An 18,717-nucleotide genomic window follows, 5' to 3' on the forward strand; every position below is an offset into this window, starting at 1 on the left:
ACTTCTGAGAGTGGGGCGTCAGCACGATGCTTCTAGAAATGTATATTTCAGTAACTGATGTTTATAAATGTACGTTGCTTATTTGTTACCGAGTTGTTCCGCCAAACCGACTAGAATTCCTTCGGTTCCACGAATGTAGCAGAGCCGATACGAGTCCTCATACTGAACGACTTCGCCAACGAGCTGAGCACCATGCTTAGTGAGTCTGGATACCATTTCGTCAATGTCTTCCACGGTGAACATGACGCGTAGATAACCGAGGGCGTTTACAGGAGAAGTCCGGTGATCTGATATAGTAGGTGGGGTGAGAAATCGGGAAAGCTCAATTCGGCTGTGGCCGTCTGGGGTAACCATCATAGCAATCTCTACGCACTGTGAACCCAGTCCGGTTACGCGACCAGCCCATTCACCTTCGACCGTGGCTCGCCCTTCGAGCTTCAAGCCAATCTCCTCGAAGAAAGAAATTGCGTCATCAAGGGATTCTACAACGATGCCGACATTGTCCATTCTTAGTAAATTGTTTTTTTCCATTGCTATATCTCCTTATGTGTACAATTTATTTATAGGAAAAAGTGAAATTTGGTTTTCGGGTATGTCATATAACGTTAATGTATCTACGAACCCGAGAGGCTTATGGGGAACAACGACCGGGTCAACGAACATAGCCTCGTCTGCCTGACTTAACTTCTCCGAAATGCCTCGGGCAGATTAAGGAGCCGCAAGGGTGCACCACCGTGAATACGGTGTTACGTGATGCCCAAAGTTCTATTCGATCGATCCACAAATTAATCTATTCTTTCCAAAGTCTTGTTACTTCTTCTAATACCAGGTCTTTAAATTTTAATTTATAGATGTCTGGTTTCTTTGTTTGATTCATGAAATCCAATCCGTAATTCGGATTAAAATGATTCATCATCAATGTCATTACATTCCCGTGTGTTCCAATAGCAATTTTCTTTCCCTCGTGTTCTTCTAAGATATTTTTCAACACTATAACTGATCGATTCTGGCAAACAGTATTAGACTCTCCTCCTGGCAATGCATAGGAAGGGTCATCAAACATCTTCTTCATTGCGGGTATAAATTCTTCATTAGTAATAACATAGTCTGAAAAGTGCCTTTCCCTAAGATCCTCAAATATCTGAATATCTAATTCTAACTCTTTGGCCAACCCCTCCAATGTTAGAATAGCTCGAGCATAAGGACTTGATGTAATAATGTTTATTCCTTCATCCTTTAAAATTTCTGTTATTTTTTCTGCGTTCATCTTTCCCTCTAGGGTAAGCCCCCTGGTTCTTTCATTTCCTTCAGTATATGGTGACTCGGCATGCCTAACCATATAAATAATGGTCTTCATATAACCCTCCCTGAACGTTCCCTTATCCACGTTGTCCAACCGACCAACGGGAGCGGCCGCGATGCGGTTAGTCGGTGCGGATGTGTCCGCTGAATTTGCTTCCCTGCCAATCGCTTCTCGCGGACCGAGGAGCTGTCAGGCTTGATGCGTGGATATGATGTTAGGTGATGTCCCCCGCTTCCTGGATTAACATTCAAAAGTTCTTTATCTGTTCCGCTATATACGATCCTTCTTGAAAAATTAAACAATTCAACTGCAATCCATATGCACATCCGCCATCAATTCCTATCTTGTCTTTACTAAACCAAATATCTGATGTTCCATGGATATCAATAGTTCTTGTATGTCCAAAAATAACTCTTTTGTTTAGATCCTCAAAAGCGTGTTGAATGAATTCATCCTTAATATACATAAAATCATATTCCGGCTGGTTCTTCCAATCTATAAAATTGGGATTCAATCCCGCATGAACATATATGTGATCATGATCTTCGTGATATAAAGGTAATTCACTTAAAAAGTCTATGTGGTGACCAAAAAAAGTTTTAATTGTATCCTTCGCCTGGTTCAATATCTCATCAGAGATTTCGTTATTCATGTTATTAATATCACAATAACTTTGGAGGGTTTGTATTCCCCCATGTTCAATAAATTTAGATCGAATCAATGCGCTATCATTATTTATTAAATCAACCAATCGTTGGTCATGATTGCCTCGTAAAGCAATGGCATTATGCATACTTACTAATTCGATTACTTTATCAACTACTGCTTTACTATTAGGCCCTCTATCTACATAATCACCAAGCAAAATCAACTGATCATCTATCGAATTAAATTTGATACTATGCAACATCTGATTTAATTGATCGATACATCCATGAATATCGCTAATCATAATTGTTCGCTTCATAGAATCTCCTAACTATAAATGTTTTAAGCTCTTGGCGGATTTCACCTACGTTCCTGTATTACGACGACGTCCATCTCCCTTAGATAGCTCTTATTCTAGGGAAGGCAACATCAAAAATTCAGCTCCAATCATGATATAACATTTGGAAATCTAAAGTAGACTAGACCAGCCTGGGATTCGAGAAGGGCAGCTGGAACCCAGTTTTCATACAGACCCGTTCAATCTCCTCAACGGGAAACGATGTATTTCTGTTATTCGAAACGAGATTGGTGTAAAAATCATTGATCACTACAGCTATAGGAGCGTACCGCATTATAATCTCCGCTGCCGAATCCATCACTTCGAGGGATTCCTTACCCTCAGCACAACGACGTATGAATTCGATTCGTTCAGAACGGTTCATCCTACCCGTCAATGCTGCTACAAGCCAGTTCACTATTTGTGTTGCCACATAACATCCATCATGAGTCTTGTTCAATTCAAAAAACTCCAATTCGGAATCTGACAGTTCAAATCGAGAAGACGTTGCAAGTCCGAAGTCCGAAATATACACACGGTGTCCGTCGGTTAAAACATTGTTAAAGTGAACGTCGAAATGTAGTAATCCGTTCGCATTCATAAAGGAGACCGTTGACAACAAGTTTGAGTCCAACATGGCAAACGCTGAATTGGCTGCATTCTCACCAATAGCGACCTGTTCGGCAAGCCAGTTATGCAGGTTGCAAGGTACGTACTCACAGAACAGTACAACATTGTAGTTGGATTGCTCAAGGGCCTCAATACGATCCCGTATTTTTGAAGTACCCCAAAACTCAACCATTTTGGGAACATCGCTCAGTTCCTCAGAGATTGGATTACGCCGTTCTGGGCTTTTTAACACCCGCCAGTGATACATTAGGGGAAAGTTCTCACACTGTCTCGCCAGAACCCAGTTGGTGGTCATGGTATGGGCAGCGACCTCACGCCACACTCCAGCACCTGGTGAACCTATCCCATAGTGGCAATACGGAGGAAGATTGAACGCGTTTCTGGTAGACATATAATTATCGTAGTGGCTTTCAAGTTCCGTAAGCGGAACCATTTTCACGAACACGGGTGTATCATCAATTTGTAAGAAAGCCGTTGTACCGCCAATACCAGTATTTAGAACCGTAGCTTTTTCCACTCGCTTGCTAAGCTGTTCATCACTTACCAGACATAAGGCAGTGGACACGGCGGCATAGCGGGCAAGTCGAATGTCGTGAATCGAATGCTCGTTCGTTGAAAATTTCATACGGGATAGCGTCCTTTCGCTCTGTTGTTCTGGTTAATGCATTTTTTACTATGAATCTAACTATTATCATCTCTCTGTTCTGTCGTATAACGTTCTTGTATTCACGACGTCGAGAGGCTTAAAGTACGCATCTGGAGAGGCGTAGCCTCCAACCAAACCGGCTGAGCGGAGCGCAGTTAGCCTCGCAGATGGGTCCGCCGAATTCTCTCCCCTGCCAATCTCATCCCGCAGACCGAGGAGCCGTCAGGCTCCGAAGCGTGGATATGATGATAAATGATGCCGGCGCATCTTCGAATTCCCCTCATTACATCTTAATTATAAATCCTGTCTTATCCCCTTTAGTGAATCCGCAGCTCTCATAAAAGCTATGGGTTCCTTCCATTCTAGAGCTTGTCATTAACATCACTTTGTAACAATCATTCTCCCTAGCGGTTTCGACTGCTTTTTGAAGTACTAATTTCCCGTAACCGTTCTTTCTATAATCAGAATGTGTAACAACATTCTCAATCAAGCCATATGGTCTTGCGCCCCTAGTTAAATTCCTAATAAGAACTAAAACGCATGAAGAGACAAGCTTCCCCTCATGCTCTACAACAATAATCTTCATCAGCTTGTCATTCATTATCTCTCGCCAATGATTTTGTATTTCGTATATATTCAGTTCTGGATCATCTGCATTTAAATGCTTATATAGCAAAAGTAGTTGATCTAATTCATTCCTATGAATGTATCTGACAGACACATTGGGCATGATGATTCCCTCACTATTTGGTTTTTATCAGGTTTCGGCGGTTCATATAACGTTCTTGCATTCACAACAACCACAACCTTAATGAAATTTTACATCCTGAAATGCACCCTTCGCTAAGATATGCCTTCTCAATACCCCCTCAAATCGCATTCCAGTCTTCTCCATTACTCTGGCGGATCCGATATTATCCAGATGGCATCTTGCTTCAATTCGAACTAACCCTAATTCATTGAATCCAAACCCTAAAATTCTTCTAATTACCTCGGACATGTATCCTTGATTCCAATATTCATTTGACAATACATAACCAAGCTCTGCTCTTTTATTTCGATTATCCCAACTCACAAAACTACAACTACCAATTAGTTTCTTGGCTTGTTTGTGCTCAATCCCCCAAGGTCCTACTTTCTGTGTGTCATAACGGTTTAACACAAATTCAATAAATGCTTTTGTATTATCAAGTGACTGATGAGTGTCCCAAACGGTATATCTCGATACCATAGGAAATCTACAATAACTATACATATCATCCTGATCCGAGTAACTTATCTTTCTTAATCTTGTTCGTTCAGTTTCAAGAACATGGAACTCTTGAAAATGTTCTTCAATTTGCGTCATTGCAGTCACCACCAGATAAAATATTAGTGCCTAGCTTTCAGATAGCGTATATGTATTCGCGAACCCGAGAACCATAAGGCCCGAAGGGCCGGTCGCGGCGCGGTTAGGTTCGCAGGGTTGTCCGCCAACGCTTCCTGTATCTCTGAAATCGCTCCGCAGTGAAATCCCTTCGCTCTTTGCGGACCAAGGGGCGAACGCCCGCTGCGCGAATATGGTGTTATGTGATGTCTGCCTCATCTTCGAATAACTTTCAAAAATTATAAGTACTTCTTAAAGGCTTTACTCGAATCACCGTCATAACCTAACTTTGTATAGAACTCGTGTGCTTGCTTCCTCGAAGCTCCGCTGGTTAAAAAGACCTTAACACAACCCCTTGAAATACACAGCTCTTCAATATGCTTCATAATGAGCGATCCATAACCTTGACCTTGTCTGTTTCCAGATACAATTACACGTTCTACAACCCCAAAAGGTTGTGACTCTATCAACGCATCTAAACATAGATGCAGATGTGCAGTTGCAACGATCTCTTGGTCTACTTCGCAAATGAACAAGAAACTATTAGGATCTTGTTTAATTTCTTCTATTCTATCTTCCAACACTTTTATTTTTGTGTTGTTTGGAAGCAACTCTTTATATAGTCCTTCAATAGCTTCGGCGTCATTGGATCCAGCTTCACGAATTATCATTCACATTCTCCTCTGTATTTAGGATGATTTCACATAACGTTCCCGCATCTGTGACGCGACCCAGCCTTAGATAGCTCTTATCTTAGGCTGGGTCGTGTGTTGTCTGAATTTTCGCCTATGAGCGTGCTTGCTTATGAAAAAACCAAGGGGCGGAGCTTAGATGCATGGTTTAGTGATGTTACTGCCTTATCTGTAATTACATTCTCATAAATGTTTTACGGATATATATTGTTTCTTATGTATTCATTCTAGTTATTTATAGTATTTTAATGGTATTTCATCATATCTTATATGTTATAATTTTCTAGTACAATATACGGCTTTAAGGGCGGTCGGCTAATCTCCCAGAAGGGAGGTGATGCCCATGGAGGTCAAAGATGCACTTTCCTTAATGTTCATGTTCGGCATGTTCATTCTGGCATTGCTTACCTACATGAAAAAGAAATAGACCGCCCTCGCTAAGGTAACGGTCTATTTCTCGACCTAACTCCTGTGGCCGACTGCTCTTTATGCAGTTATTGTGCTTTGGAGTCGTGTTCCAGCACGGCTCCTTACTTATTCTTACCTCAGTATAACTCATTTTATAACGCTTTTATATGTTTTGTTGATTATTTTTTATTTATATAAGGTCTGTAGTGCTAAAAACCTTTGATCAAGATTCCAACTCTATTTTTTGCTTTGGTATAAAAACTCAACTTCACCATCTAGCAAATATCGATATTCAAATAATTGCATTGTTCTTTCCCTAATTCTCTCCTTTATAACCCTGCCTAGGCTTACCGACCCTTGTGATCCAAGGTAACCATTATTAATAAATGACTTCTCTACAAATTTTGTTTCCCTTAAGTGATACTGTAACCATTCTTTCTGCGATTCAATTAGTGCTTCTCTTGGTTCTCTATCCAACTTAGAAAGAAGCTTTTTATATATATGATTTAACTCATTATCCCAAATCTCTGTATATTTGCTTTCCAACGCCCCCCATTCTAATGTTGTAATAATCTCTTTGGAATTTTGAAATTCATTAAATTCCACCTCATAATCATGATCTATAGGATTTCGAAGCATTTCATCATAAAATTCTCCTTTCAAATCAAGGTTCCCAATGCTCATGGTTAACACTTCATAGTTAGAAGGATCTGAACGACCTTCAGTTATTTCTTTCGATTCTGTTCCAATACCTGTACTCACTACATCAGATGGCAGTTCAGAATTCATTATTGATTTAGTTTCGCTGTTCAAGGTAGTCGATTGACTATTATTTTGACAAGATGAAAACACTATCGTAATAAAAAATAATATGAGTATCTTACCTTTCATAAATGATCTCCTTAAATATTTCTTTAATATTTACCGGAAATGGCGCATAACGTTCTTGTATTGACGAAACGGCCCAGACTTAGATAACTCTTATCTTAGGTTGGCGCGTTTGTTGTCTGAACTTCTTCCATAATTATTCATCTGACAACCCAGGGGCGATAGCCCCACAGCGTGAATATGGTGTTATCTGATGGGATGCCTTTTATGAACTACTAACATCTCTTTTACTTAATTTCTTAAATGCCGAGTAATCCTGATCGGACTTAATAAAATTTAATATCTTTTCGGCACATTCTGTTGGATTCAACTCTTCAGTATTTACTTCAAGGTCATATTCATTAAAGCAATATACTTTGTCGAACTGGGAATTTGCTAGTCCAATCATTCGATCTCCTCTGATTTGCTCTCTTCTTGTGAGTTCTTCTTTCGAGCATATTACACCTACGAATAATGTAGGATAATCAAAAAGTACATCAAGATAATCATTAAACCACTTGTCATTTTCGATTACGGTATCGACGATTACATTCAGACCATATTCTAAAAACAGTTTAATTGTGGCGTAGTACATGGAGATTATAGGATCAAACATTATTTGTCCGATAACTACATCATCCAATTCTTTTACTGGTTTTAAATCTGGAAATTTGTTATTAATAAGATCATTGAAATTATGAAAAAAATCATCTATGGATAAATGATGAAAAAGAATCTCTTTCTGATTGATCAGTTCCATAGAAATACTAGTCTTTCCTGCACTTGAAGTTCCGTTCAAGAACACAATCTGTCCTTGCTTCAAACGAATCACCCTCACTTATAAGCGTATCTTTCAGATAACGTTCAGGCATTCACGAACCCATACTGCAGTAAGCGACCAACGGGAGCGGCCGCGATGCGGTTAGGCAGTGCAGGGTTGTCCACCTGTTCATCTTCCCTGAAAATCCTCGGGCAGACCAAGGGGCGCGACAGCGACCCGCAGCGTAAATGTTTTGTTATCGGATGTCAATGCCTTCCTTGAACCTCTAAAAATCTTGGAGTCAGTTTCGCTTTTGTTTTTATATTTTATAGTTTTCTTGCCTTTATCACAAAAGTTACTGGAAGCATTTTTGCTCTCTTTGCCATATCGCTGTTTTCATCCCGCGATTGCATAAATTCATGATCAGATTCCTCAATCATTAGCTCAATTACAAACCCTGCTTTCGCAAGCGCGTTTACATAGGTAGACAGCATCCGGTCCGCTAACAATAGCTCACCTTCATCAACTGCTACCGGATACCAACCTTCATTAAAGTAACTCTTATTAATTACAAACCTATCATTTTCTGTAGTAATCCATCTGTGTATAGGGTGAGACCAACTGAAAATAAATAGCCCGTCTTTTTTAAGGTAAGAAGATATTCGTCGAAAGGTACCCTCAAGATCGGTGGTCCAACCTATGGCATAAATTGAATAAACATAATCAAAATAATCCGTTGGGATGCCGCATTCTTCTTCCATAGGAGAACATATCAATTTTGCTGCTATACCACATGACTTCAAATGTTGCGCTGCCTTTTCAATTTGTCTTTCTGAAATATCCACAGCCCATAGTTCAGATGCATTTCGTTCCCCTTGATATTGCAAAGATTGACCATTTCCGCAGCCGATCTCCAGCAGTTTTTTTCCTGAGATATCACCAAAAAGCTGGCACTTTTCTTCTGAGATAAATGCTCCATAATAAGGGAGCACGATTGCTTTTAAGAAGTCATTGCCTTTGGTATCCCAATATAGGCTGTTTGTTTTATGAACAACATCCGTTTTTAAATCTTCCGAGCTGCCGACACCATTTTCCACATCCACAATTATGTTTCTTCTATTTAATGAATTCTTGTCCATGAAAACACCTTCTCTTAGTAGGTATTTATATTTGAGTATTTCAGATTTGCATTGATTTCAGATAACGTTCTTGTATTCACGACGTCCTGGCCCCTTAGAGTCGCTGCTTATAGTTGTGAGGCTTGCCGAACACCTAATGCAGGACGTCCCGACGGGCTTAGGGGGCCGGATGTGGTCACTCGCTTCTGAGAGTGACCCCGAGCGTCAATATGGTGTTAGCCGAGAGAAGTTCTGGAAGCAGCCATTGTATTTAAGGCGTTCTCAAAATAGCTATATACTTCATCTGCATTTCCCAGAAACTCTTCAACAAATACATCACTATCCAAGTAACAAGCATACAGATACTCAACTAAAGCGGAGTCAATCTCGCAATAGTTTATTATGGCATTCTTCATCTCAATAATGTCATCTTGCCATACACCTGTATCTGTTAAAACCAAAGAGTATAATGCACGAATTAATCTCTTCGAATACCCTTTAATATATCTAGTTTTCATCGTGTGATCACTAGCAGTAGAAAGTGAACGACGTACACGATCTACTTCTTCCTTGGTCTCTGTATTTAAGCCTAGAATGAACTCTGGAGAAATAATGATCGGTGGTACTTTTTCACCAATGTCATGACCATACATGCAAACACAAATGATCTTAACCCAAAAACCCCACTCATTCGGTTTACTTAATACATCGTCAATCGAGCAAATTATCGTATCAATCTTAGTTACTATTGGATATTCTTCCAAAAGCCTGTCTTTAATATTTGACAATCTTTCGTAATCAATATCTTTGGGATTTACACATACAATAGTAAAGTCTGCATCTGACTTAAAAGGTTTAGCAGTTCCTTTTGGAATCGAGCCACACATATAAATGCTATGAATCTTTCCTTTAAATTCGGTAAGTATATGATTTATATACTTATCAACAAAATCCTTATATTCACTTTGTATTGCAATTCTATTTATAACTTTTTCTAATATCATATAGACTCCTCCTAAACTAAGAACTTCTTTCGGCTAACGTTATTGTATTCACGAACACTCACTGCCTTAAACAACCGTAGGGAGTGGCGCGACCCGGTTAGGCTGTGCAGGGTTGTCCGGCTGAGTTAGCTTCTCTGCAAATGAAATGACTCTTTGATTCCACTTCTTCTACCTCGGCCGGACCAAGGAGCGATAGCGACGCAGCGTGAATACCATGTTAGCTGATGGATCGGCCCTCTTCGAATTATCTAAATTCACTTATCTCTTTTATTTGTTGAATAATTTCCAAAGTATCATTGGGGTCCTTGATGTCAAATAGATAATTAGCCTCATCTTTAGTAGGTTGAACTTCTATCGTATTTTCTTGTCTCTCCAATACTTCCAAAAAGTTCAAGGCACTTCTAAATATAGCTTTACTTCTTTGGGTTTGTGTAACACGTTCTTTCAATAAATCAATTGGTAAATTAAAGTGGACTATAATACTTTCAAATCCATTGTCATGAAAGTTCTGGAGTACATTTGTTCTTCCTCATTTATTTAAATTGGAATTGCTTAAGATAATGTGGAAATTGCTTTGCTCCATAGCATAGTTAACAATAGCATTTGTTATAGAGAATTTTAAAGTATTGGGACCTTCTATAGGGCGAAGTTTCTTATAATGGCTATTAATAAATTCAGCATGATTATCCTGATCAATGACTATGGCTTGTTGTAGTACAGATTCTAATTCTTTAGCAAAAGTGGTTTTTCCACTATGAGTTTTTCCAACCGTCATGATTACCAGGCGGCTCATAAAATGCTCTCCCATCAATGTTTTCTATTATGATTTTTGCCAATCTTTCAGATAACGTCGTTGTATTCGCGAACCCGAGTGGCTTAAGCGGCAATCGGGAGCGGGTGGTTCCGCCACTTTGCTTTGCAGGGTTGTCTGCCTGACCAACTCCTCCGAAAAGCCTCGAGCTGACCAAGGACCTACCAGGTCCGCAGCGTGGATACGGTGTTAGCTGATGAAATTGCCTTCCTCGAATTACTTACTACTAATCTTTATTATTTCTGAGCAATTCGTCACCAGTTCTAAACCAAGGTTGCAAAGCAAATCTTGCTTCACCAGTTCCGTAATCAAAAAATCTTGAAACTATCTTAATCTCATTATCATCATTAATAATTGACCAAGGACTATTCTTAAATAATTCAATATCTTCTAATCTGTAACCATTTAAATCTAAGTACCAATTTTTATTCTCATTATCTATTATTTCATCTATTTGTCTTATTTTATTCTTTATATATTCATTCTAAATTAAACTTCCTTCAAGGTAGTGTTCTGTTAAACTACCAACAAACTCAAATCTGTGTTTTCAATAATAATCTAAAACAAATGTTTGCACGTTGGCTCTTCCTTTATCTTTTGATTTTTCATTTTACAAGAATTTTCTATGCAATGGTTTCAGCTAACGTTCTTGTATCTACAAACCCGAGAGGCTTAAAGGGGCGCCAGCGACTGGGCCCGACGAACTTAGCCTCGCCAGGGTTGTTCGCTGATTCCGCTTCTCTGTAAATGCTTCTTTTGAACCAAAGGCGCAGCCTGAAGTGTAGATACATTGTTATAGGATGTTAGCACTTTCTTCGAAAGACTTACACTATTCAATCCCCCGTTAATTTGGTTATTTGTTTGATTTTCCTTGTGTTGAAAAATAGATTATAAGATTGATTATCCAAATACCTGTAATTGCTAAAAAAATATAAAACGATACAGGGTCTCCACTTAATCCAATCTCGTCAACGATGATTCCACTATTATATAAAAGTTGACCAGAAACAAAAATCGAGATAACTGACAAACTAAGGACAGTAAAACCGTTTATCATTTTATTTTTTAATTTAGGGATTATCAGTATAAAAAATAAAAGTAGTGATACAACCAAAATAGAGATAAAAATAGGTCTTAGCAAAGTGAATGTTCCTAAAGTTTCAAACGATTTGTGTGTGTACATTTCTACTCCTCCTCCAATATATATTCTTATACTTCAATTTGCTCTTTATAAGCTAAACTACACAGTTAGTTTAAATCAACTAATAATGAATTGCTTTTGATTTTTCGTTATTGCGCTGATTTCCTATAACGTTTCTGTATCTACGAACCCGAGAAGCTAAGTCCGTCGGACCCGATCGGGTCCAACGGACTTAGCCTCGAAGGTGTTGTCTGCTGAGTTTCATCTGCGAAATACCTCTTGCAGACCAAGGACCGAAAGGCACGAAGCGTAGATATGATGTTATCTGATGTTCTTGCCTTCTTCGAATTACTAAACTAAGTCCTTCAATTCATAATAAGCGTCTCTAAGCCATGGATGAATAACTCTAAGGTTATCTCGCTGTTTCCATAAAAAATCAATATATTCGAATGCTGCATCGTTCAAAGAATGATCTAGTTTCTGCGTAATCTGAAATAAATATGGAGGTTCGCCAATTTGGTCCCATTCAATCTTATCTGCAACAAACAAAACCTTGTCTAAAATAGTTGAATTTTTCTTTAGTGTCGTATGACACCCAACTGCATCAAGAATTTCCTGATCCATAATATTAAATATATCTCTAGCCATTTCTTTAGATATCTTCTGATGAATTATCATTGGAAAAGCCTCTTCTTCAGACAGTACTTCAATACCTAGATCATAGGAAACTTGAATCCTTACATCGTTAGAATAAACCGCACTTATATCATGTAAATATCCAGCAATTTCAGCTGAATCTGCATTAGCATTAAATCTTTCCGCTATCTTTCTTGCCTCTTTCCCCACCCTGACACAATGCTCCGCAGTTTTAGGGCAACCATTGTTCACTAAAAAATTATATATGTCATCCTTGAGATTTCCGGATAAAGAATTTATAACAAGATTATTATATACTGACTTCATAAGCCCTCCTAAAACGTATTAACCGCACGCAAGAATTTCCGATAACGTTTCCGTATTCACGAACCCTCACTGGCTTAAGGGGCGAAAGCCCCGGGTCCAACGGACTTAGCCAGTGCAGGGTTGTCTGCTGACTCCTCTTCCCCGAAAAGCCTCTAGCAGACCAAGGGCTGTTAGGCGCGCAGCGTGAATACTTTGTTATCCGATGCTACCGGCCCTCTTCGATGCGCTTGTTAAATTTTTATAATCTTCAATTAATTTATTGTATTCATATCTTTCTTCTATGGGATAATCATTTCCAACTATATTTATGTACCTATTTAATTCTCTTAATTCAATAAAAAATAGTTTTTGATTCCGTATTCTATCAGAAGTGAAATAAAACCCTTCTACAATTTCCTCATCATTCAGTGAAACTAGAAAAATGTAACTATGTATTATCTGATTATATAAGTAGCTTGCCTTCATACTTTCATTTGATGGTGTATCTAAATCATATAGCTCTTGAATTCTATGCCAATTAAATCTTGTAACATCTTTTCTGTTTTTAAACGATTTAACCTTTAATTGTATTTGTTCAGTGTCATGGGATAATTTCTTGGCTTCAACTAGCTTTCTAACTGAATACATTACGATCATTATGTCTTTCTCAAACTCCACTAACATATCATCATCGTATGCTGTTGATAAATACACTTTATTAATCTTGTCAGAAAGTTTTAAAAGATCTTCTTTCCAATAACTTGATTCCCATATCATTTGGAGGACTCCCTTTTAATAGATTTGATATTTTTTTAAAAATTAACTCTTACGGTGGTTTCGGATAACGTTCCTGTATTCACGACGTCCGACGAAGTCGGATGTGTCTGCTGAAAATACTCCTACGAAATCCATGCAGCAGACCAAGGCTCCATTAGGAGCCGCAGCCTGAATATTTTGTTTTGTGATGTCAGCATCTTCTTCGAACTACTTGACTCGGTTCTTTGATTTCTTTGCCATATTTTTAAACTCTTCATATTTCTCTCTTGATGCTTTAATTTTACTCTCTACTACATACGGGGCATCAGTTGCTAAGTGAGGTAATTTCTCATTTATGTAACTATATAACAATCTTTTCTCATTATCGGTTGGATTTATCGGGGCAACAGGTATAGGTAGTGGTTTATCTTCTGCTTCTACTTCTTCGAGTAAACTAGGCATTCCAAAAGCAAAGAAATTATGAAAAGCTCTTTTCCTATCTGCTTCTGTTTCTTCATAATTACCATTAGAATCTAATCGGAATCGATCAAATTCGACCGTAAGCAATTGGTGTGGCTTCCTATCTTTATTTTTGTAATACAAAATGACCTCAAGTACATCCTGATTTGCTAATTGAGGTACAGACTTATATTTGTGATTCTTGGGCTGGGAGATCTTTATAATTTTATCTCCATTAGAAATGAATAAATATCTGCATCCAGTCATTCATACCACTCTTTCAATCTTTTATTTATGCTGATTTCACATAACGTTCCTGTATTCACGACCCGACGTATGTCGGGTGTCCGGCAAATGCCGGACCCAGGGCGTATGCCCGATGCGTGAATATCATGTTATAGGATGTCAGCATCTTCATCGAATTCGCTCACTTTTATTTATCTTTTCAACTATTAAAATGCTTTTGATACATAATCACTTATCTAGTTTGATTCCTTTTTTCAATTCTCTTCATGTCATTTCGATAAGCTTCTACATAGGCCTTATACTCTTCGAGATCGGAACACTCAAACCATCCACTTTTGTTGTTGATTTCATATAGCAATTTATATCCGTAGTGCTGGATCAAGAAATCCCAACCTACATCATATATAATAGCTTCGAGAATCTGACAAAAATCAAATAATTGTTCGACTTGCTTTGTAGTCATTAAATCGTTCTGTAAATAGCTTGTTCCGTCTGGCTCTGGATATATACGATAAGCATAACAATCGTCGTTACTTATTTGCTCCATAATTTGTTTTATACCTTCTTCAAGTTTTTATTAAGGGGTCCTGCTGATTTCCTATAACGTTTAGGTATCTACGAACCCGAGAGGCTGAAGGCGCGAACGCGCCGGGTCCCCCGGGCTTAGCCTCGCAGGGTTGTCTGCCTGATTTGCTTCCTCGAGAAGCCTCTGACAGACCAAGGAGCGTAGTGACGCGGCGTAGATATGATGTTAGGTGATGTTACGGACTTCTTTGAACTTCTTACAAACTAGGTTTTAATAATCTTTCTATAGTATCTCTTAAATTTAAAATCATCCTGCTCTTGTTCTCCCTCTATTTCTTTTTCACCTATCTCTAATCCATTAAAAAGAGCATTGTTCTTAAACCAATCTACGAGCTCAACCAGCTCTGATCTATCAACATTATTGTCGTTATTGTAGTGTGAAAAAACGGTCAAAGTAAATGCTGGAATCCCTATATCGCCATAAATAACCAATATAAAATCCTTGTCCTTATAAAATCTTTGCAAATACTGTTCAATCTTACTTTCTACAAAGAACAATGATTCAATCACATCTTTATTACTGATACTGCTCTTCTTCAATTGACGAGTAAAACCATGTATGTATTTGTAATTATTTCGTGCTTCTACCTCAATTAATCTTGGATCGTTGGAAAATAAAAAATTAGGGTTGTTGATGATTTGTTCTATTTCTTTATATGCTTTATTAGCATACATACTTAAAAATTCGAGCAATTTGAATCAGTCCTTTATTTAATTGTGTTTCCCGTAATTTCACCTAACGTTTGTGTGTTCCCGACGCCTCACCGACTTAAGCCTGAAGGGCAGCCGCGACGCGGTTAGTTGGTGCAGGTGTGTCTGACAGAATCCTCTTCTTCGAAATTCCTCGGGCAGACCAAGGTTCCGTAGGAACCGCAGTGGGAACATGGTGTTATGTGAAGTTCCTGACTTCCTGAATATACTTTCAAAATCAATCCTTATTCAAAGTGCATTTAAAACGTTCTACTCCAGGATACTTCTCTCCTAAACTTGTAATGTTAAAACCGATCTTTTTGTAAAAGTTCACTGCATTCTTATCGGTTTCGGCTTCCATTCTTCTTATAAGATTCTCTTCCATAAATTCCATTATTAATTTCTTTCCTAATCCTTTTCTTCTATTGTTAAATTTTATTGCTATATGTTTTAGTTCAATTTCATAATCTGTTTGATAAATAATTCCGATAAGTCCGACTAATTCATGATTTTCAATTCTTCCCAGTAATATTCTTGATTTATCATTCTTATATCGTTCATATTCTTGAATTACTCGTTTATTATCTGGATACATACATTCAGCTAGCAAATTTATTATTTCCTTTCGATCTTTATAGTCCATTAGGTTAATCATGGATTTCACCTGATTTCTATGAGTTTAGTTCTTTCAGGAATTTCACATAACGTTCAGGTATTCGCGAGGTCCATCCCTCTTAGATAGCTCCTATCTTAGGGGAATGGATGTGTCCGACTGTTCCTGCTTCTCGAAATGCTCTGTCGGACCGAGGGCCAAATGGCTCGATGCGCGAATATGTTGTTATACGGTGTTGGGGCCATCCTGAGTTACAAAAGAAATTAAGGACAGTATGAATTAATTACTGTCCTTATATACTAATTATATTTGTTGTCGCCTTAGAGTTCTTTCGATTACTCGGATACTCTCTTCAAAACCTTTACGTTTTCTTATTTGAATATCCTTAAATCTCGAGGTCCTGCTTTCCTTTTTAAAAGCGTCTATAAATTTTATGATTTCTTCTTTGTTATGTTTTGCCTCAATGAGGCACTGAGCCCTTAGAAGAAGTGACTCTAGATAAAACGAAAAAATTGTATTATTTACTGCTGGAATTTTATCAATCTCAGAGGAAACTTTATAAGCTAGTAGCGGGTTTTCATCCCTATAATAACGCCCTAGGTAAACATAAAACCCAGCTTTAGCTTCATCACGAATAAACCTACTCCCTATCAGATGATTACATTTGGTAATGTATCTTTCACATCTACTCCTATCCCTACCTGCCCAAATACCAATCTGTTTTGAATATAGCTCAAAACATGATTTGGACATCTGTTCCTCATGACTCTCCACATATGTTTCAGCAACATCTAATTGGTTTATAGAGACTAAAAAATCAACAATCTTTCTTCTTAAGAAAATGCTCATACTCCCGATTTTAATCACAGAGATCCTACTTTGCATTTGTTGAAAAAAGTCATATAGATCTGATTGCCTTAAATGCGTTACAACTGAACGATCACCACGTTTGATTAAGTGGTTAATTTCAGACATGCAATATATCAATCTAGATACGATTCTTTCAATAGTTTGTTGATCTTTATTTTGAATCAGTAATGATTTTACTTTTTCCAGAAGATTGAAATTGTTTAAAACTTCGACTGGTTGTGACTTCTCCAAATAAAAAAGTAAGTTTGATAAAGTTGGTTCACAGAAGAATGCCTTCATGAGAAAAGCGTTATTACTTGTTTGTTCGTACTTTACTTTATAAAGATTAGATAATATTTGAGAAACAGACAGATCTTCTTCATATTGAAGGTCAATAATACTGACTACCATCTGCTTTAGGGGAGCAAACCATTCTGAATTTTTCAAGTCGAAGACAGTATATACCTCTCCTCTATTTGAATAATTTCCATTTATATAGTTGACAAATAACTCATTCACGTAGTATTTATTTGACCCACTAATAGGCCTTAAAAACCCAATATTAACAAATACTTGTGCTTTTACATTATGAAGTCCGAGTTTAATAAAACCAATCTCATCAATTAAGAAACCCAGTAACTCCTCACTGACCTCCTTTAAATTTGCCTCTAAGAACAAATAACTTAAAGCCGCCATAAAAACTTGGGAATTAGCACCAAGGCTCTCAGCAGTATTGGCAAAACAAAACTCAAGAAAAACGTCTTGTGCATCATATAGTTGACGTGCTTCAAGAGTGTATTTCGAAAAAAATTCAACCCTTAAGTCCATTAATGTTTTATTACTATTTCTCAATGAATCACAAAAAGATAATATTAATCCTGGATTGCCGCAGGTATATTTTTGTACCCATTCCCAATCTGTATGTTCCGCTTTTATTAACATATTGTGCCTTTCAGGCAAATTAGTTATCACTAGTTCTTTTGTTCTTTCCATATCAAATTCTAAGAGGGGGTATTTTTTCTCACTATCTCCCAGTCCTAGTCTACTTGTAATTATAAGTCTAGAAGGATTTGTGTAATTAGTTAAAAACATATCTGCAATATTAGTAAACTCCGACAGATTACTTTGCACAATCTCTGTCTCTAGGTTATCCAATACTAAAAGTGTTTTTTTACTAAATATATTTTTCCAAACTTCTTCTTCGACTTCTTTAAAAAACCTATCAACGGTCCGAATATCCATGTAGTAAGCTAATCTATTTATCAAATCAGTGTGATTGCTTATAACCTTTTCCAGTTTTCTTACAACGCCGTTCTCAAATACAGAGTTTTTAAAACTCATGAAAAAAATCCTCTCAAACGGACGATGGGGAGAATACAGTAGATCTTCTACCAACTGAAGAACAAGTGCCGTCTTACCAAGTCCTCCATGGCGAATAATTGAGATTGGAAATGGCCGTTTTAAATATTGTTTTATTTCGCCCAACTCTTTTTCTCTACCGATAAGTTTCTCGAAGTTTTTTCCTAAAGGGTACTCCACATAGATAAGAGGGATAGAATACGATTCAATATCTTCCGTTAAAAACCTATTCCAATTTTGACTGGAATATTCGTCCTTAATACTTGAAACAACTCTCTCACAAATCTCTTTAATTTCTTCGTACTGCTGAAAAGAAATATAACGAGAGTGCATGATTGTATTTCTACGTCTTATCAATGGTGATATATTAACACGGCCTATATCATTATTTTTATATTTTTGAAAGGTATTTGACTTAATAACATCGAAGAGTTGCCCTATATGTAAGTACTCAAGCAAATCACGGTAAGTTAAAGTATCAGTAATA

General features: G+C 37.6%; 20 protein-coding genes and 1 pseudogene. 1 reads left to right on the plus strand and 20 read right to left on the minus strand.

Annotated elements, in window-relative coordinates; genetic code table 11:
* Positions 1 to 78: 78 nt before the first annotated feature.
* From JNUCC32_RS12420 to JNUCC32_RS12450, 7 genes are all read right to left on the minus strand, one after another.
* The gene (locus JNUCC32_RS12420) at positions 79 to 531 is read right to left on the minus strand and encodes a VOC family protein (RefSeq protein WP_096775448.1); all 453 of its coding nucleotides are present in this window, start codon (positions 529 to 531) and stop codon (positions 79 to 81) included.
* A 259-nt stretch (positions 532 to 790) separates the two neighbouring features.
* Positions 791 to 1,357 (minus strand): histidine phosphatase family protein, encoded by a 567-nt coding sequence (locus JNUCC32_RS12425; protein WP_192572248.1) that lies wholly within the window; start codon positions 1,355 to 1,357, stop codon positions 791 to 793.
* 193 nt (positions 1,358 to 1,550) lie between these two features.
* Positions 1,551 to 2,270, minus strand: a complete 720-nt coding sequence (locus JNUCC32_RS12430; protein WP_192572249.1) for a metallophosphoesterase family protein — start codon at positions 2,268 to 2,270, stop codon at positions 1,551 to 1,553.
* 160 nt (positions 2,271 to 2,430) lie between these two features.
* Positions 2,431 to 3,543, minus strand: coding sequence for a protein kinase domain-containing protein (locus JNUCC32_RS12435; RefSeq protein WP_192572250.1), 1,113 nt, complete (start codon positions 3,541 to 3,543; stop codon positions 2,431 to 2,433).
* Positions 3,544 to 3,847: 304 nt separating this feature from the next.
* Positions 3,848 to 4,294 (minus strand): GNAT family N-acetyltransferase, encoded by a 447-nt coding sequence (locus JNUCC32_RS12440; RefSeq protein ID WP_192572251.1) that lies wholly within the window; start codon positions 4,292 to 4,294, stop codon positions 3,848 to 3,850.
* Positions 4,295 to 4,372: 78 nt separating this feature from the next.
* Positions 4,373 to 4,912 (minus strand): GNAT family N-acetyltransferase, encoded by a 540-nt coding sequence (locus JNUCC32_RS12445; RefSeq protein WP_192572252.1) that lies wholly within the window; start codon positions 4,910 to 4,912, stop codon positions 4,373 to 4,375.
* A 257-nt stretch (positions 4,913 to 5,169) separates the two neighbouring features.
* Positions 5,170 to 5,601 carry a GNAT family N-acetyltransferase gene (locus tag JNUCC32_RS12450; RefSeq protein ID WP_192572253.1) on the minus strand — a complete coding sequence of 144 codons (432 nt, stop codon included), beginning with the start codon at positions 5,599 to 5,601 and terminating at the stop codon, positions 5,170 to 5,172.
* 364 nt (positions 5,602 to 5,965) lie between these two features.
* Between JNUCC32_RS12450 and JNUCC32_RS31785 the strand changes: the two genes are divergently transcribed.
* Positions 5,966 to 6,049, plus strand: coding sequence for a putative holin-like toxin (locus tag JNUCC32_RS31785; protein WP_220687457.1), 84 nt, complete (start codon positions 5,966 to 5,968; stop codon positions 6,047 to 6,049).
* Between the two features lie 218 nt (positions 6,050 to 6,267).
* Here the strand turns inward: JNUCC32_RS31785 and JNUCC32_RS12455 are convergent, their stop codons facing one another.
* The 13 genes and pseudogenes from JNUCC32_RS12455 to JNUCC32_RS12515 form a co-directional block, all read right to left on the minus strand.
* Entirely contained in the window at positions 6,268 to 6,921 is a 654-nt protein-coding gene (locus JNUCC32_RS12455; protein ID WP_192572254.1) for a lysozyme inhibitor LprI family protein, read from the minus strand.
* A gap of 202 nt (positions 6,922 to 7,123) precedes the next feature.
* Complete coding sequence (locus tag JNUCC32_RS12460) at positions 7,124 to 7,720, minus strand: chloramphenicol phosphotransferase CPT family protein (RefSeq protein ID WP_192572255.1); 597 nt, start codon at positions 7,718 to 7,720, stop codon at positions 7,124 to 7,126.
* 263 nt (positions 7,721 to 7,983) lie between these two features.
* On the minus strand, positions 7,984 to 8,796 hold the full coding sequence (locus tag JNUCC32_RS12465; RefSeq protein ID WP_192572256.1) for a class I SAM-dependent methyltransferase: 813 nt from the start codon (positions 8,794 to 8,796) through the stop codon (positions 7,984 to 7,986).
* A 215-nt stretch (positions 8,797 to 9,011) separates the two neighbouring features.
* Positions 9,012 to 9,779 carry a nucleotidyltransferase domain-containing protein gene (locus tag JNUCC32_RS12470; RefSeq protein ID WP_192572257.1) on the minus strand — a complete coding sequence of 256 codons (768 nt, stop codon included), beginning with the start codon at positions 9,777 to 9,779 and terminating at the stop codon, positions 9,012 to 9,014.
* Between the two features lie 244 nt (positions 9,780 to 10,023).
* Positions 10,024 to 10,572 (minus strand): annotated as a pseudogene (locus tag JNUCC32_RS12475) (ATP-binding protein).
* Between the two features lie 871 nt (positions 10,573 to 11,443).
* A complete protein-coding gene (locus JNUCC32_RS12480) occupies positions 11,444 to 11,773 on the minus strand; it encodes a hypothetical protein (RefSeq protein ID WP_192572258.1) in 330 nt (109 codons plus the stop codon).
* A 309-nt stretch (positions 11,774 to 12,082) separates the two neighbouring features.
* Positions 12,083 to 12,694 carry an HD domain-containing protein gene (locus JNUCC32_RS12485; RefSeq protein WP_192572259.1) on the minus strand — a complete coding sequence of 204 codons (612 nt, stop codon included), beginning with the start codon at positions 12,692 to 12,694 and terminating at the stop codon, positions 12,083 to 12,085.
* Between the two features lie 195 nt (positions 12,695 to 12,889).
* On the minus strand, positions 12,890 to 13,450 hold the full coding sequence (locus JNUCC32_RS12490; protein ID WP_192572260.1) for a hypothetical protein: 561 nt from the start codon (positions 13,448 to 13,450) through the stop codon (positions 12,890 to 12,892).
* Between the two features lie 207 nt (positions 13,451 to 13,657).
* Positions 13,658 to 14,155, minus strand: coding sequence for a hypothetical protein (locus JNUCC32_RS12495; RefSeq protein WP_192572261.1), 498 nt, complete (start codon positions 14,153 to 14,155; stop codon positions 13,658 to 13,660).
* A 211-nt stretch (positions 14,156 to 14,366) separates the two neighbouring features.
* Positions 14,367 to 14,681, minus strand: a complete 315-nt coding sequence (locus JNUCC32_RS12500) for a hypothetical protein (protein WP_192572262.1) — start codon at positions 14,679 to 14,681, stop codon at positions 14,367 to 14,369.
* A 242-nt stretch (positions 14,682 to 14,923) separates the two neighbouring features.
* Positions 14,924 to 15,412, minus strand: coding sequence for a hypothetical protein (locus JNUCC32_RS12505; RefSeq protein WP_192572263.1), 489 nt, complete (start codon positions 15,410 to 15,412; stop codon positions 14,924 to 14,926).
* Positions 15,413 to 15,647: 235 nt separating this feature from the next.
* Positions 15,648 to 16,064: a GNAT family N-acetyltransferase gene (locus JNUCC32_RS12510; protein ID WP_192572264.1), complete on the minus strand. Its 417-nt coding sequence runs from the start codon at positions 16,062 to 16,064 to the stop codon at positions 15,648 to 15,650.
* A 261-nt stretch (positions 16,065 to 16,325) separates the two neighbouring features.
* Positions 16,326 to 18,563, minus strand: a complete 2,238-nt coding sequence (locus JNUCC32_RS12515) for an NACHT domain-containing protein (RefSeq protein ID WP_192572265.1) — start codon at positions 18,561 to 18,563, stop codon at positions 16,326 to 16,328.
* Between the last annotated feature and the right edge of the window lie 154 nt (positions 18,564 to 18,717).

The sequence above is a fragment of the Paenibacillus sp. JNUCC32 genome (assembly GCF_014863545.1).
Taxonomy (GTDB): domain Bacteria; phylum Bacillota; class Bacilli; order Paenibacillales; family Paenibacillaceae; genus Paenibacillus_AQ; species Paenibacillus_AQ lautus_A.